Below are 14131 nucleotides of genomic sequence, written 5' to 3'. Positions count from 1 at the left end.
CAGCAAGTAACGCTGATATAACTCTTTTTTTCATAAAATAAGCACTTTTTCTAAAATAGTTCTAGAAATGTTCAAAATGAATATATAGAGTTAAGTGCTAAAAAAATGCAAAGGATGATGTATTGCACGTTCAGACAGCTCAGAATCTCACATTCTATGGTCAGTACGGCAAAAGAATATTCGATATTATTGGGGCATTATTTTTGCTTTTTATAACAATTCCTCTAATGCTAGCTATATTCCTCATTTTACTCATAACGACAGGTCGCCCCATTTTTTTTAAACAAATCCGAACTGGCCTCGATCATCACCGCTTTGTGATTTGGAAGCTACGAACAATGTGTATTCAGGCAGTTCCAGTCAATATGCCGACTATTTGTGCTGATGGTATCCCTGATGATTATTATTTTAAAACAGAGCAAGATACACGCATCACAAAAGTGGGCGCTATTCTTCGAAAACTCAGTATTGATGAAATTCCACAACTTTTAAATGTGTTAAAAGGTGATATGAGCATTGTAGGTCCACGTCCTGAAGTACCAACGATCACAAATGCATATAATTCCTTACAGGCTCGGCGTTTGGAGGTAAAGCCAGGATTAACAGGCCTCGCTCAAATTAATGGTAGGTCGAATATTTCACATGGACAAAAAATATCATATGACATTGAATACGTTGATCATTATTCCTTTTGGTTGGATGTCCAAATTTTGTTGAAGACAATTTATGTTGTTGTTGCACGCACAGGTGCTTATTAAAAAATAAGGAGTGGCCATACTGAAGATCGTTCAGCTTATTACACGAATGGATAAAGTTGGAGGTGCGCAAAAACATGTGGAGGCACTTGCTATCCACTTAAAACAGGATGGGCATGATGTCACAGTAGTGACGGGCTCCTACCAACCATCACTGTGGCACTTACAAGAGCATAAAATCCCTGTTATCAGTATATCTGCTCTTCAACGGGCTATTCATCTAGCGAAAGATTTTCAAGCATTTTGGCAATTAAGAGCCGTTTTCAAACATCTACAACCAGATGTTATAGCCACCCACTCCTCTAAGGCTGGTGTGATTGGTCGCATAGTTGGTAGGTTGTTACAAATTCCAACTATTTTTACGGCACATAGCTGGAGCTTTACAGAAGGTGTTCCTTACAAGAAAAAGCTATTCTATCAACGGATGGAAAGATCAATTCAGCCATTTACGACAAAAATTATTACAGTGTCTGAATATGATCGGGAACTAGCACTAATGAAAAAGGTCGCTCCTGCTCATAAATTGCTGACTATTCACAACGGCATTGACCCTATCGAGAGAAATAAGACAACTGAAAAGATATGCATGGAGCAGCCAGTCATTGTCATGGTTGCTCGTTTTGAAGTGCCTAAAAGACAAGATGTCCTGTTAAAGACTTTAGCGGAACTGACAGATATCCCTTGGCACCTTCAATTGATTGGAGATGGTTCTCTGCGTCCAGCTCTAGAACATTTCGTTGAACAAAATCGATTATCCAATCGTGTAACATTTTTAGGTAATCAATTAGACGTTCATTCTTATCTTGAGAAAGGCCACCTATTTGTTCTGTTATCAGATTGGGAAGGCTTGCCGATTTCGATTATTGAAGCGATGCGTGTAGGACTTCCTATTATTGCAACAAATGTAGGGGGTGTGAAAGAGCTTATTATTGATCGTGACAATGGGTTTTTAGTGGAGCGAGAGAATAATGAATTATTGAAGAAGAGGCTGCATCAATTATTAATGGATGCTCCTTTAAGAGGGGAAATGGGGACGGCAAGTGAGCAGCGTTATTTACAGTACTTCACCTTCATCCCCATGTATCAAAAAACATTAATGGTTTATCAACAGGCTGTTTCAGAACTAGTGAAGAAAGGGGATTAAATTGCAATTAATTCGCATTAGAACTGATGATGAGCTTATGTGGTACAAGGAAATTTGGGATGCCATTTTAGAAGAAGAGAACAATGATAATCCATTTATAGAATTTGCTTGGTTTTATAATTGGTGGCAAATTGTAGGACGGAAAGTGCGTGTAGAGCTTTACGCCATTGAACATGAGGGGACAATTAGGGCCTTTTTTCCTTTTACAGTGTCTATTCGTTGGGGGGTAAGGGTGTATGCTTTTGCGGGAGAAAACATCGCCAATTATACAGGGGTTGTGGCTAAAAAGGAATGGTTACAGCAAGTTACAACCTTTGTTTTTGATGAGCTCATTAAAAAGCATCGGCATATTCTTTTTTCCTTGCATGGGTTATTAGAAAGCAAGGTGTCTACTAAGATCTTAGAGCAATACTTTGTAGAAAGACAATTACGTACAAGCCTGTTCCGAGTTGTGACACCCTATCTTGCTTTTTCGGAAATTGATTTTCATCGCCATTTCAATCAACGTCGAAAAATGCATGGCGTTGATCGACGAGAACGAAAACTAAGAAATTTAGGCTCCTTAGAAAGACGTGAGGCTTCACAGGATGAGCTTTGGCAAATGTTTCGGTTATTTGATCGACGTTGGGCAAAAAAACTAGATACAAGTGGCTTTACAAAAGGCAAGAAAAGAGATTTTTTTGAGCGTTTAACGATGCTTAAAGGTGAGGCGTTACAGGTAGAGGTCGATGCACTTGTCTTTGAAAACCAGTGGATTGCTTTTACCTATGGATTATACTGTCGTGGCCGCTATGTAACATATGCCCTTGCACATGAGCCAACTTTTAATTTATTTGGTGCTGGTCGGATAGTCACTCAGGAAGCCATCCAGCGAACGTTTACTGCTAACTATCGCTTATATGATATGAGCATAGGCTATGAGTCTTATAAATTTGATTGGCGCTCAGACATTGATTTTACAAGACAGATGCTTGCTAGCAGCGGTACGAAACGTACAAATCTACTGGCAGGTTTTTTATCGTTAAAGCAAAGGCTCAAAGAATTTATGAAAGGGAACCAACGAGTCGTAGATTGGAAGCGTAACACACTGGGCCATTTACGATATTTAGTAAAGTATGGAAAGGTAAAAGATTGGCTAGAATATGGACAACAATTCGTAGAAAAATTTATTCGTTTGAAACAAGTGGAGCTGTATGAATTATCCCCATCAGATGACGTATCACCACAGCAACCTGTCGGAAACTTATTTGAAGAAATGTCGATTCAGGAAGCGATGCAACTTGATCAGGAAGAAGTCATGGCCCTCCTTTATAAGGGCTATACGATTTATAAAGACTCCTTTGCGGAAACGAATAAGCTGGCGTTTGCATTACATGCCACAAACTGGCGAGTGGATTCAATGCAAATTGTAGAAGCCTTACCGAAGCAAACCTATTTTTTAGCCTATGATGTTTTCAAACAAATCGACATTATTACAGCTTTTTTACGGAAAATAAAACCAGCACAAACATTGTGGGTATCGGTAAGTTTTTGGCAATGGCGCAAGCGCAAGCGCTTAGTTCAACTAGGCTATAAACCTATTTCTCGAATGAAACATTATAAACTTGCTCGTTTTGAGCGACACCGTGTAGAAAAATATACAGAGAGTGGGGGCGATGTACATTCTGTCCATTAAAAGTAAGCGATGGAATATCGCAATGCAGCATTTTTATTTTCTCGAAAAGCCAGCCAATTTTCGAAAGTCTATGAAAGTTGTAGGCTATACGCATTCATTAGTACCAAGTCGGAAGCTTGTAAAAAGCGAAACGATTCACATTTATTTGCAAGAACATGAGCTTTCATTATATTTAGCACTGTCTGAAGGTAATCGTAAAATCTTACGACGTGCCCAAAAAGAATCCTATCAAGTCATTTTGTATAAAGAGCCATCCATAGAAAATTTGAAAGCCTTTCAGCAATTTTACAATCAATTTGCCAAAAGAAAAAAAATTGAAGCAATCGGCAAGTCGCAAATGGAAACCATTCTGCTCCTCAATGAACAGGGTGCCTTATTATTATCGGAGATCCAGAGTTTTTGTGGACAGACATTATGTTATCGATTAGATATTGTGCATGAGAAAAAAGCGATGTCTTATTTCGAGGCAACATGTCATGCAACCGCATTGCCTGCACAATTAAAACGTCCTTTCCGTTATGCAAATCGGTTTTTAATTTGGCATAACCTGCTACACCTAAAGGAGCAAGGTTTTGTCTTATATGATATGGGAGAATTAACGGACAATCGAAATGTACGAGCCTTTAAATTAAGCTTTGGTGGCCAGGTTGTTCATGTTTACTCAGGCTACATTATCCAATCAAAAATACGTGCACTTTTACTAGGTGTGCAAAAATGGAGGAAGTAGCAACATGAATGGTGGGGGTCTCGTTATTTCATTAGATTTTGAGCTGAATTGGGGTGTCCATGACGTATTTCGTTATGGCCAATACAATAAAAACCTATATGGTGTCCGTAAAGCCTTGCCCAGGATACTAGCGTTATTTGAGCAATATGACATCCATGCAACTTGGGCTACAGTTGGATTATTGTTTGCTGAATCAAAGGCAGAAATGGCTCATTATTTGCGAGGTATCCCTGTGAAATATGAAAATATGCGCTTTGCAGCACATACACAGCTAGCAAAAGTAGGCGACAATGAACAAGAGGATCTCCTGCATTTTGGTAAATCATTAATTGAGGAAATTAAACGTACACCACATCAGGAAATAGGAAGTCATACCTTTTCTCATTTTTATTGCTTGGAGAAGGGCCAAACGAAAGCTGCCTTTTGTGCGGATTTACATGCAACGAAAACAATCAGTGACGGCTATACTGCGCCTATGAAGTCCATTGTGTTTCCTCGTAATCAAATAAACAAAGACTATTTTACAGCTTGTTTAGAAGCGGGATATGTTTGCTATAGAGGCACCGAAAATCATGTACTATATGACGCACAAAAGTTTACGAAAAAGGGAAGACTTTTAGGTGCTAAGAAGTGGATAGATAGCTATTGGAATATAACTGGCCATCATATAGCCACCTTGGAAGAAATGCAAGAGGAGCAACTGATTAATATTCGATCAAGTGCTTTTTTAAGGCCATACTGTAGTCCATTGCGGATATTCGAAAATTTAAAAGTAAAGCGAATAAAGGAAGGCATGCTCAAGGCTGCACAGGCACAAGCCTTTTATCATTTATGGTGGCACCCTCATAATTTTGGCAAGCATACTGATAAGAATTTGGCGATGCTAGAAGAGCTATTAAGTTATCATCAAGAGCTGCGTAGCCAATATGATTTCCAAAGCTATTCCATGTATGAGGTAGCAGAACTTTGCGAAAGCCATTCGAAACAGCAAAAGTAGTCGAAATGGAGGGGGACTCTGCTTGATAAGAGGGATTTCTCGACGAAGAGTTGACCTAAGTATTGGCAAAAATAAGGGTGGCTATTTGAAGAGTATTTGATAAAAGCAGGTTGAAACCCGCTCACAAAGCAGAGAATTGGCATAACCCTAACTTAAATACATGCAATTTCTGAGCAAACTGATTTCAAGTTTGCTTTTTTTGTTTGATTAAAAGAATATTTTCAACTATAAAAGGAAAAAAGAAAATCTTTGACGAAAATCATTGTACGAATGGTACTATTACTATAGAGAAAATATGTTAGGACATTTATAGGAGAGCAACAATTAGTGTAGGTCAATTTAACTTGAGTGGAATAGAGAAGAAGGTGGTAGATGAATATGTTTATACAATCAGAATGCCAATGGAAGCAGGAAAATGGATCAGCTATGCATCAGTGGATAAAGCAGCAAGCAAATCCGAATCCAAATGAGGTAGATATTGTTGTATATGGTGCTCTTTTATCGTATGCCAATGGTGCGTCATCAAAAGCACAGTACCCAACAGCGTTTCGTAAGGCTTGGCCAGGTTTTCAATCGTATAATCTAGATGAGCAGGTGAATTTGCGTGCCCTTTCAGTTGTGGATATCGGGGATGTGGCGATTCTAGAAAAGGATAGAATGCTTTCGGAATCTGCCATTGAGGCTGCTGCAGAAAATTTAAGTATAGCCTTTCAAAGAAGCTTCACTTGTTTAATTGGGGGAGATCATACAATTACCGCGCACTCCATAAAAGGTATAAAAAATGCCTTCCCACAGGATCGGATTGGCATTATTCAGATTGATACGCATTTAGATGCAAGAAACCAAGAGGAAATTGGTTTAGCGCAAGATTCTCCAATTCATCAGTTAATTGCAACAGGGGTTGTTGAGGGGAGACATGTCTATAATGTCGGTTTGCATGGATTTTTCAATTCACCTGAAATGATACATTATGCTAAAGAACAAGGCATCCATATGATTACGTTAAAGCAAATGCGACGTGATGGTATTCAGCTCACAATACGTGAAATGCTACGTCAGCTTATGTATGAAGTAGATCGTATTTATGTGTCAGTGGATTTAGATGCACTTGATATTGTATTTGCCTGTGATGTTCCTGCAGCCTCGCCAGGTGGTTTAACTGCTTATGAGTTGTTTGATATCCTCAAGCTTATTGGAGAAAATGAGGGTGTTCGTCATATTGACTTTGTTTATGCTGATCCTAAAGAAGGCATACTGCGTCCAGAAACTGTTAAAATCGGTGTGACGGCATTTTTGCAATGGTTAACAGGCATTCAGCTAGATCATCGCAATCGTATTTCGAAAAAAGGGAAGGTTATGTTGTAGAGCAAGCGTATTTCCGAGTATTAACAATGCTGATTTTTGAAAGTTTGCTATAATGTTTAAGTAGAAAACAATAAATAAATACAAACTTTGTATTGTAATAGAGAGGAAATTTATTATGACAACAAAACCAAAATTATTGATTGTCGACGGTATGGCACTGTTATTCCGTTCTTTTTTCGCTTCGGCTGCCATGGGGCATTTTATTCGCTTGGCAGATGGAACACCAACGAATGGAGCCCAAGGATTTGTGCGCCATGTTCTAACAGCACAAACTATTATGAAGCCAACACATATGGCGGTTTGCTGGGATATGGGGGCACATACATTCCGCAATGATTTATTTGATGGCTATAAAGCGAATCGCCCAGCACCACCAGAGGAGATGCTACCACAATTTGATATGGCGAAAAATTTATCGCAGCAAATGGGCTGGCAAAATTTCGGCGTGAAGGGTATGGAAGCGGATGATTTAATTGGCTCCATGATTACAAAATGGCAGGACGAGGCAGACATTACGGTCATTAGTGGTGATAAGGATTTACTTCAGCTTTTAAGACCATCTACAGAAATTGCGTTTATGAAAAAGGGCTATACAGAATACGATATTTATACACACGCTCGCTTTAAAGAAGAATATTGTATTGAACCTTCACAGTTTGCACAGGTGAAAGCCTTTATGGGTGATTCAAGTGATGGCTATCCAGGTGTGAAAGGGATTGGCCCTAAACAAGCGTTAACGCTTATTCAAACATATGGCTCGATAGACAAAATACTGGCATCACTTGGTGAATTGAAGCCAGGCCAAAGAACAAAAATCCAGGATAATTTAGAAATGTTGCAGCTATCACATGAGCTTGCAACAATTCAAACCAATGTACCAATTGATGCGGATTTTACGAGTCTTGTGGTACCGACGTATGAACCACATATTTTTAAAGCAATAGAAGAGCGTGGCTACACACTAATTGCCAAGCACGCCCGATCTTTGTATACCCTTATTTAGTTGATCATCGCAGAGTATAGTCATATGCTCTGCTTTTTTTATTGAAATTTTTTGTAACCTTTTTTCACTTTCAAACGAATTATAAGTGACAATACATGGAGGAGGGGAGAGCTTGTTTGATTCGTCTAATTTAGAATCAAAAATAGTAGAAATTTACAATTTGTATTATTTGGATGTATATCGGTTTTTGATTTATTTTATGGGTAATCAAAATGATGCAGAGGATTTAACACAAGAAGTATTTATTCGAGTTTTGAAAAGTTTACCAAAATTTAATAGTAACTATCCTTTAAATACTTGGATATTATCAATAGCAAAACATGTAGCAATCGATCATTATCGAAAAAAGAGATTTACGACCTTATTTAAAGAGGGATTTTTTAAACAGTTAGCATCAAGCGATAAGAAACCAGATGAAGAATTTGAAATAGCAGAAACGAAAAGATTAATCCATGAGGCTATTGCAAAATTAAAGCCCAATTTTCGAGCTGTTGTCATTCTCAGAGGTATTAATGAATTTTCAGTAAGTGAAACTGCAGCCGTTTTACAATGCAGTATGGCGAAAGTTAAAGTGGATTACCATCGAGCTTTGAAGATTCTGAAAAACAAACTAAATATAGATGTAGAGGGGGCTTTGCCAAATGCAAAATGAGCAGGAATTAATGGATGAGCTAAAAGAATTGTACCCTCAGCATCCATCAAAAGAGTTTAAAAGCACAACGGAAAAGATGCTTCGAATGAAGGCGAGGGACTTAGAGAAAAAAAGGAAATTTATAAGATTTACGACGATTATTTCAAGCGGCGTTTTCGTATCTATTTTCGTTTTTTGTTTGCTAATTCTTGAAAGAGATGGGGTCAACCATACATTTGGACAATCTGCACAAACGTTAGCAAAGCCTCTAGTTTACATTTATCACACGCATAATCGGGAATCTTATTTTCCCGAACTTGACGTACAAAAGGAAAAGATGACGGCAGTGAGTGAAACGAAAAATGTTACGCTTGTTGGGAAAAGGTTAAGTAAAGCATTAAATGATATGCAAATTAATGCCATTCATGATCATTCAGATATCTTTGGCGTCTTAGAAAAATATAATAAGCAATACACAGAAGCCTATTTATTTTCTGGTTACTATTTAAAAAAAGCGTTAGAAGACAATGACAGTATTCAGATGGTGTTTGACATTCACCGAGATTCCAGTAGTAGAAGTGATTCAACGATCGAAATAAATGGTAAATCATACGCAAAGATCCAATTTATTGTTTCGAAAATCAGTATTAATTATGAGCAGAATAAACAATTTGCTGTACAGCTTCATGAACAATTGGAGCAACGATACCCTGGGCTATCGAGAGGAGTTATAGAAAAAGGAGAGAGACCAGCCAATACCTATAATCAAGACCTGCATGGAAATTCATTGTTACTAAATATTGGAGGGTCAGAAAATAATCTGGAAGAAACCTATCGAACTGCTGATATTTTTGCAGAGGTAATTAAAGACACCTTAAAAAAGAGCAATTAATAGTCTGTAGTTTGCCCTAGTAAGGTGCTAATTTAACAAAGGATAATACCTTTTCGTTATCTTTATAGAGAGCCTGTCGAATTTGGCTATCACGTTGTGGACCACCATTATCATGGAATATTAGCCATAGTTCATCATTTTTTATCTCATAGCCAATAAGCGGTACCCAATGATAAGCAAAGGTTGATTTTTTATCTCGCCACTGAAGGCTAAAATAGCGATCAAAACGCATAGCAACTGGTCGGCCTGCGTCAATTTCCTGTAGAGCTTCCTTTAATGAACAAGTTCGAATATCCCAGGTTGGAAGCAGTTGACGAAGATTGTGAATCAGTCTCCATTTGAATAAGCCAATTTTTGTACCACCAAGCAGTTTATATAGCTCATTAATGGAAGGAGTTGACTCGTTTAAAAAATTTAAGATGACATGAATCGTAGTAGGTCCACAGGCAGAATTGCGATAGCTTGGCGCAATCGATTCATCGTATTGTGATTTTCCAAGTAGTATTAATTGTTGACGCATAATGGAATCTCCTTTCAAAAAGAGCTGCATTTCAAGAAGAAATGCAGCTCTCTCGCCATTATTGTTGAGCAGATAAAAATTCTGTTACTTGCTGAGGTGTTTTTGCATTTGCACTATGTAAGTGTGCAAGCTTTTCACCATTTTGGAAAATCAATAGACTTGGAATTCCCATAACATCGTACTTATCAGCGATTTCTGGAAGTTCGTCACGGTTTAGCTCATACCAGTCATATTGGTTGTACTCTTCAATGATTGGATCGATAAACATATTCATACGTGTGCAATCAGGGCACCAGCCAGCATAAAATTTCACTAAAACTTTTTGATCGCCAGCGATTAATTCGTTAAATTGTTCTGCAGTAGTAATAGTTTTCATTAAGTATTCACTCTCCTTGCTTTCCATTCTACACATTTTTCTTGCAATCTGAAAGTTTTCTGTTTGGCCGTTTCGATCGCTACTTCTTGTCCTCTTTTAGCTCGTTAAAAACAAAAAAAGATGTATACTGCAAAAATAATTCTTGAAAAAAGATTGCTAAATTAGACAAAATAATCTACACTAAAAACAGAAAAGTAGTTTTATCTTCATTCATTGAGAAGTGTCGTTTTGGAACGAAGATAAACCTTAGTCGTGCTTGGTTGAGTGGAGGGAATCTCATTCAACAAAAGGACAAAAAATTTACTAAGGTACACTTGATATTTTTTTGGCCAAAAAATGAATGGCTATTCATTCAATGGGAGAATAAGGGGGAATTGCTTGTGACTTACAACATTAAAAAAGCAGCTGTTCTAGGTTCTGGGGTGATGGGCTCTGGAATTGCAGCACATTTAGCAAATATCGGTATACCAACATTACTATTGGATATTGCACCAAAGGAACTGACGCAAGAGGAAGAGGCAAAGGGTCTTTCTTTAGAGCATCCAGCTGTAAGAAATCGTATTGTAAACGGAGCTTTGCAAAAGTTATTAAAGCAAAAGCCAGCACCACTTACTTCTAAGAAAAATTTATCACTACTAACGGTTGGCAACTTTGAAGACGATCTAGGGAAACTAAAAGACGTAGATTGGATTATTGAAGTTGTTGTAGAAAATTTATCAATTAAACAAAGTCTTTACGAAAAAATTGATGCTGTTCGTACACCAGGAACAATCATTAGTTCAAATACATCAGGTATTAGCATTAATGCGATGGCAGAGGGGCGTTCAGATGATTTCCAAAAACATTTTCTTGGCACACACTTTTTCAACCCACCTCGCTATTTAAAATTATTAGAAGTGATTCCTGCCAATACAACTGCACCTGAAGTAGTTAGCTTCATGAAAACGTTTGGGGAAGATGTGCTTGGTAAAGGAGTTGTACTTGCAAAAGATACACCAAACTTTATTGCCAACCGCATTGGAACATATGGTTTACTAGTCACTTTACAGGAAATGTTAAAAGGTGGTTACTCTGTTGGTGAGGTAGACTCTGTAACAGGGCCGCTTATTGGCCGTCCAAAGTCTGCAACTTTCCGTACGCTAGATGTAGTTGGTTTAGATACATTCATTCATGTAGCGAAAAATGTTTACGATCAAACAACAGGTGACGAGCAGCAAGTATTTGCAGTACCTGAATTTTTACAAAAAATGGTCACGAACGGTTGGCTAGGAGCAAAATCGGGTCAAGGTTTCTTCTTAAAACAAGGAAAAGAGATACATGAGATTGATCCAGCAACCTTAACGTATAGTCCAGCCAAAAAATTAAAAACACCTTCTATTGAAATGGCAAAACAAACTCGTGGATTAGCCAATAAAGTGAAGGCGTTAACCTATGCGAAGGATCGTACAGGTGAGCTATTATGGGGTATTTTTGCACCAACGCTACTTTATTCTGCACAGCTACATGGTGAGATTGCCGATGATATCGTAGCCATTGATAACGCGATGAAATGGGGCTTCGGCTGGCAACAAGGGCCATTTGAAATTTGGGATGCTATAGGCGTAAAAGATTCTGTGGCGAAAATGGAGGCTGAAGGCCGAGAGGTACCTGCATTTGTCAAAGAGATGTTAGCAAATGGGTTTGAGACATTCTATACAGAATTAGACGGTGATTTAGCATACTATGATGGTTCACAATATGTGAAAGTGCCAGTGAATGAAAAAGAGATTAATTTAAAACGCTATAAGAAAAAGCATGGTGTGATTAAATCAAACACAGGTGCCAGTTTAATAGACTTAGGTGATGGAATTGCATTACTTGAGTTCCATTCGCAATCCAATGCGATCGGTTTGGATATTATCCAGATGATTAACTTTGCAGTAGATGAAGTAGAGGCTAACTATAAGGGCTTAGTCATCGGCAATCAGGGGAAAAACTTCTGTGTTGGCGCAAATCTAGGAATGATTTTAGTAGAAGCACAGGATGATAATATATTTGAGCTAGATTTCGTCATTAAGGCATTCCAAGATGCCATGCAGAAAATTAAATATTCACGTAAGCCTGTTGTAGCAGCACCATTTGCTATGACATTAGGTGGAGGAGCAGAGGTTTGCTTACCAGCTGCACATATTCAAGCAACAATGGAAACATATATGGGCTTGGTGGAAGTAGGGGTTGGGTTAATCCCAGGTGGTGGCGGAAATAAAGCGCTCTATCAAAAATTCCTAAAGGGCTTACCAAACGGTGTAGAGGTAGATTATCAACATATTGCTAATAAAGTATTTGAAACAATTGCGATGGCGAAGGTTTCAACATCTGGTGAGGAAGCACGTGAAAATAATTTCCTAAACTTTGCGGATGGTATTTCAGTTAATCCAGATCATCAATTGTATGATGCGAAGCAGGCGGCATTAGCGCTTTACGAAGCGGGCTATCAACCACCTGTACCAACGAAAGTACCAGTGGTCGGTGCATCAGGCTATGGTACATTACTCATCGGTGCGCAAGGGATGTTTGAGTCAGGCTTTATTAGCGAACATGATTTAAAAATTGCTAAAAAATTAGCTTATGTTATTGCAGGTGGAAAGGTTCCGTACGGCACATTAGTCGATGAGCAATATTTATTGAACTTAGAGCGTGAGGCATTCCTTAGCCTTGTTGCTGATCCGCTATCACAGCAGAGAATGCAACACATGCTGTTAAAAGGTAAACCACTTCGTAACTAAATTGACGAAATAAACCAATCTTGCACATGAAACAAAGGGGGATTAATACGATGCGTGAAGCCGTTATTGTAGCAGGAGCACGAACTCCAATTGGAAAAGCAAAAAAAGGTTCTTTAGCAACAGTAAGACCAGACGATTTTGGTGCTGTCGTAGTCAAAGAAACACTGAAAAGAGCAGGCTATGAAGGGCCGATTGATGATTTAATTTTAGGCTGTGCGATGCCAGAAGCAGAGCAAGGAATGAATGTAGCACGTAGTATTGGGGCACTTGCTGGATTACCAGATACAACCCCTGCTCTGACGATTAATAGATTTTGCTCATCAGGTTTACAGGCGATTGCCTATGCAGCAGAGCGAATTATGTTAGGACACTCAAAGGCCATTCTTGCTGGTGGTGTAGAATCCATGAGTATGGTGCCGATGGTAGGGAATACACCACGTTTAAATCCGACTTTAGCGGAAACGGCTCCACAATATTATATGGGCATGGGACATACAGCTGAGGAAGTAGCTCGTCAATATAATGTTAGTCGTGAAGATCAAGATGCTTTTGCTGTTCGCTCGCACACGCTTGCTGAAAAGGCAATTAAAGAAGGTAAATTCAATGATGAAATTGTACCAATCGAAGTGGAACAGCATTACGTAGACGATAACAATAAACCACAAGTAAAAAAATTCACATTCAGTATGGATGAAGGTGTACGTCCAGGTACATCAGTTGAAGGTTTAGCAAAATTGCGTCCAGCTTTCCATGTAAAAGGCAGTGTAACGGCGGGGAATGCCTCTCAAACTTCCGATGGTGCAGCAGCTGTACTAGTAATGGATCGTGAAGAAGCTGACAAGCAAGGACTGACACCAATGGCAAAATTCCTAGGCTTTGCAGTAGGCGGTGTACCCCCTGAAGTAATGGGTATCGGGCCTATCGTGGCAGTGCCAAAAGCGTTGGAAATTGCAGGCTTATCCATCGATGATATTGATTTATGGGAAATTAATGAAGCGTTTGCTTCACAGTCATTACAGGTGGTACGTCATTTAGGCATCGACCAAGAGAAAGTCAATGTCAATGGTGGAGCGATTGCATTAGGTCATCCATTAGGCGCAACGGGAGCTATTTTAACTTTAAAGCTAATTCATGAATTGAAGCGTCAAGGGAAGAAATATGGCGTCGTGACAATGTGTATTGGTGGCGGCATGGGTGCTGCTGGCGTATTTGAAATTCTATAAATTTTGCTAGATCAGCTTGAGGTGTACTGTTTACGGTTGCCTCCGAACATTGTATACA

Annotated in this window: 13 protein-coding genes; 11 read left to right on the top strand and 2 right to left on the bottom strand. The window is 38.7% G+C overall.

Going from position 1 to position 14131, the window contains the following annotated elements; all coding sequences use genetic code 11:
- The first annotated feature begins 122 nt into the window (after window positions 1–122).
- From HXV90_RS18240 to spoIIP, 9 genes are all read left to right on the top strand, one after another.
- A complete protein-coding gene (locus HXV90_RS18240; RefSeq protein WP_048394351.1) occupies window positions 123–758 on the top strand; it encodes a sugar transferase in 636 nt (211 codons plus the stop codon).
- A gap of 10 nt (window positions 759–768) precedes the next feature.
- Window positions 769–1899, top strand: coding sequence for a glycosyltransferase family 4 protein (locus tag HXV90_RS18235; RefSeq protein ID WP_199768277.1), 1131 nt, complete (start codon window positions 769–771; stop codon window positions 1897–1899).
- A gap of 1 nt (window position 1900) precedes the next feature.
- Complete coding sequence (locus HXV90_RS18230) at window positions 1901–3574, top strand: GNAT family N-acetyltransferase (RefSeq protein WP_269897716.1); 1674 nt, start codon at window positions 1901–1903, stop codon at window positions 3572–3574.
- A complete protein-coding gene (locus HXV90_RS18225; RefSeq protein ID WP_231595696.1) occupies window positions 3555–4301 on the top strand; it encodes a hypothetical protein in 747 nt (248 codons plus the stop codon). Before HXV90_RS18230 ends, HXV90_RS18225 begins: the two co-directional genes overlap by 20 nt.
- A 4-nt stretch (window positions 4302–4305) precedes the next feature.
- Complete coding sequence (locus HXV90_RS18220; RefSeq protein WP_036078656.1) at window positions 4306–5298, top strand: polysaccharide deacetylase family protein; 993 nt, start codon at window positions 4306–4308, stop codon at window positions 5296–5298.
- 378 nt (window positions 5299–5676) lie between these two features.
- Window positions 5677–6663: an agmatinase family protein gene (locus HXV90_RS18215; protein WP_269897715.1), complete on the top strand. Its 987-nt coding sequence runs from the start codon at window positions 5677–5679 to the stop codon at window positions 6661–6663.
- 115 nt (window positions 6664–6778) lie between these two features.
- On the top strand, window positions 6779–7666 hold the full coding sequence (locus HXV90_RS18210; protein ID WP_016992340.1) for a 5'-3' exonuclease: 888 nt from the start codon (window positions 6779–6781) through the stop codon (window positions 7664–7666).
- Between the two features lie 112 nt (window positions 7667–7778).
- A complete protein-coding gene (locus tag HXV90_RS18205) occupies window positions 7779–8318 on the top strand; it encodes an RNA polymerase sigma factor (RefSeq protein WP_269897714.1) in 540 nt (179 codons plus the stop codon).
- The gene (gene spoIIP / locus HXV90_RS18200) at window positions 8308–9189 is read left to right on the top strand and encodes a stage II sporulation protein P (RefSeq protein ID WP_269897713.1); all 882 of its coding nucleotides are present in this window, start codon (window positions 8308–8310) and stop codon (window positions 9187–9189) included. The genes HXV90_RS18205 and spoIIP overlap by 11 nt, the downstream gene beginning before the upstream one ends.
- Before the next feature lie 16 nt (window positions 9190–9205).
- On the opposite strand, the gene HXV90_RS18195 is transcribed toward spoIIP, so the two are convergent.
- Both HXV90_RS18195 and HXV90_RS18190 read right to left on the bottom strand, forming a co-directional pair.
- On the bottom strand, window positions 9206–9709 hold the full coding sequence (locus HXV90_RS18195; protein WP_258860853.1) for a C39 family peptidase: 504 nt from the start codon (window positions 9707–9709) through the stop codon (window positions 9206–9208).
- Window positions 9710–9767: 58 nt separating this feature from the next.
- Window positions 9768–10085, bottom strand: coding sequence for a thioredoxin family protein (locus HXV90_RS18190; RefSeq protein WP_036078646.1), 318 nt, complete (start codon window positions 10083–10085; stop codon window positions 9768–9770).
- 380 nt (window positions 10086–10465) lie between these two features.
- Here HXV90_RS18190 and HXV90_RS18185 point away from each other — a divergent pair, with 380 nt between their 5' ends.
- Window positions 10466–12850, top strand: a complete 2385-nt coding sequence (locus tag HXV90_RS18185) for a 3-hydroxyacyl-CoA dehydrogenase/enoyl-CoA hydratase family protein (RefSeq protein ID WP_036078644.1) — start codon at window positions 10466–10468, stop codon at window positions 12848–12850.
- A 50-nt stretch (window positions 12851–12900) separates the two neighbouring features.
- Window positions 12901–14073 carry an acetyl-CoA C-acetyltransferase gene (locus HXV90_RS18180; RefSeq protein ID WP_036078642.1) on the top strand — a complete coding sequence of 391 codons (1173 nt, stop codon included), beginning with the start codon at window positions 12901–12903 and terminating at the stop codon, window positions 14071–14073.
- Window positions 14074–14131: the final 58 nt, after the last annotated feature.

The organism is Lysinibacillus sp. JK80 (assembly GCF_027557635.1).
Lineage (GTDB): Bacteria > Bacillota > Bacilli > Bacillales_A > Planococcaceae > Lysinibacillus > Lysinibacillus capsici.
Note: the sequence above shows the minus strand (reverse complement) of the source record. Positions and strands in the feature narration are given on the sequence as shown.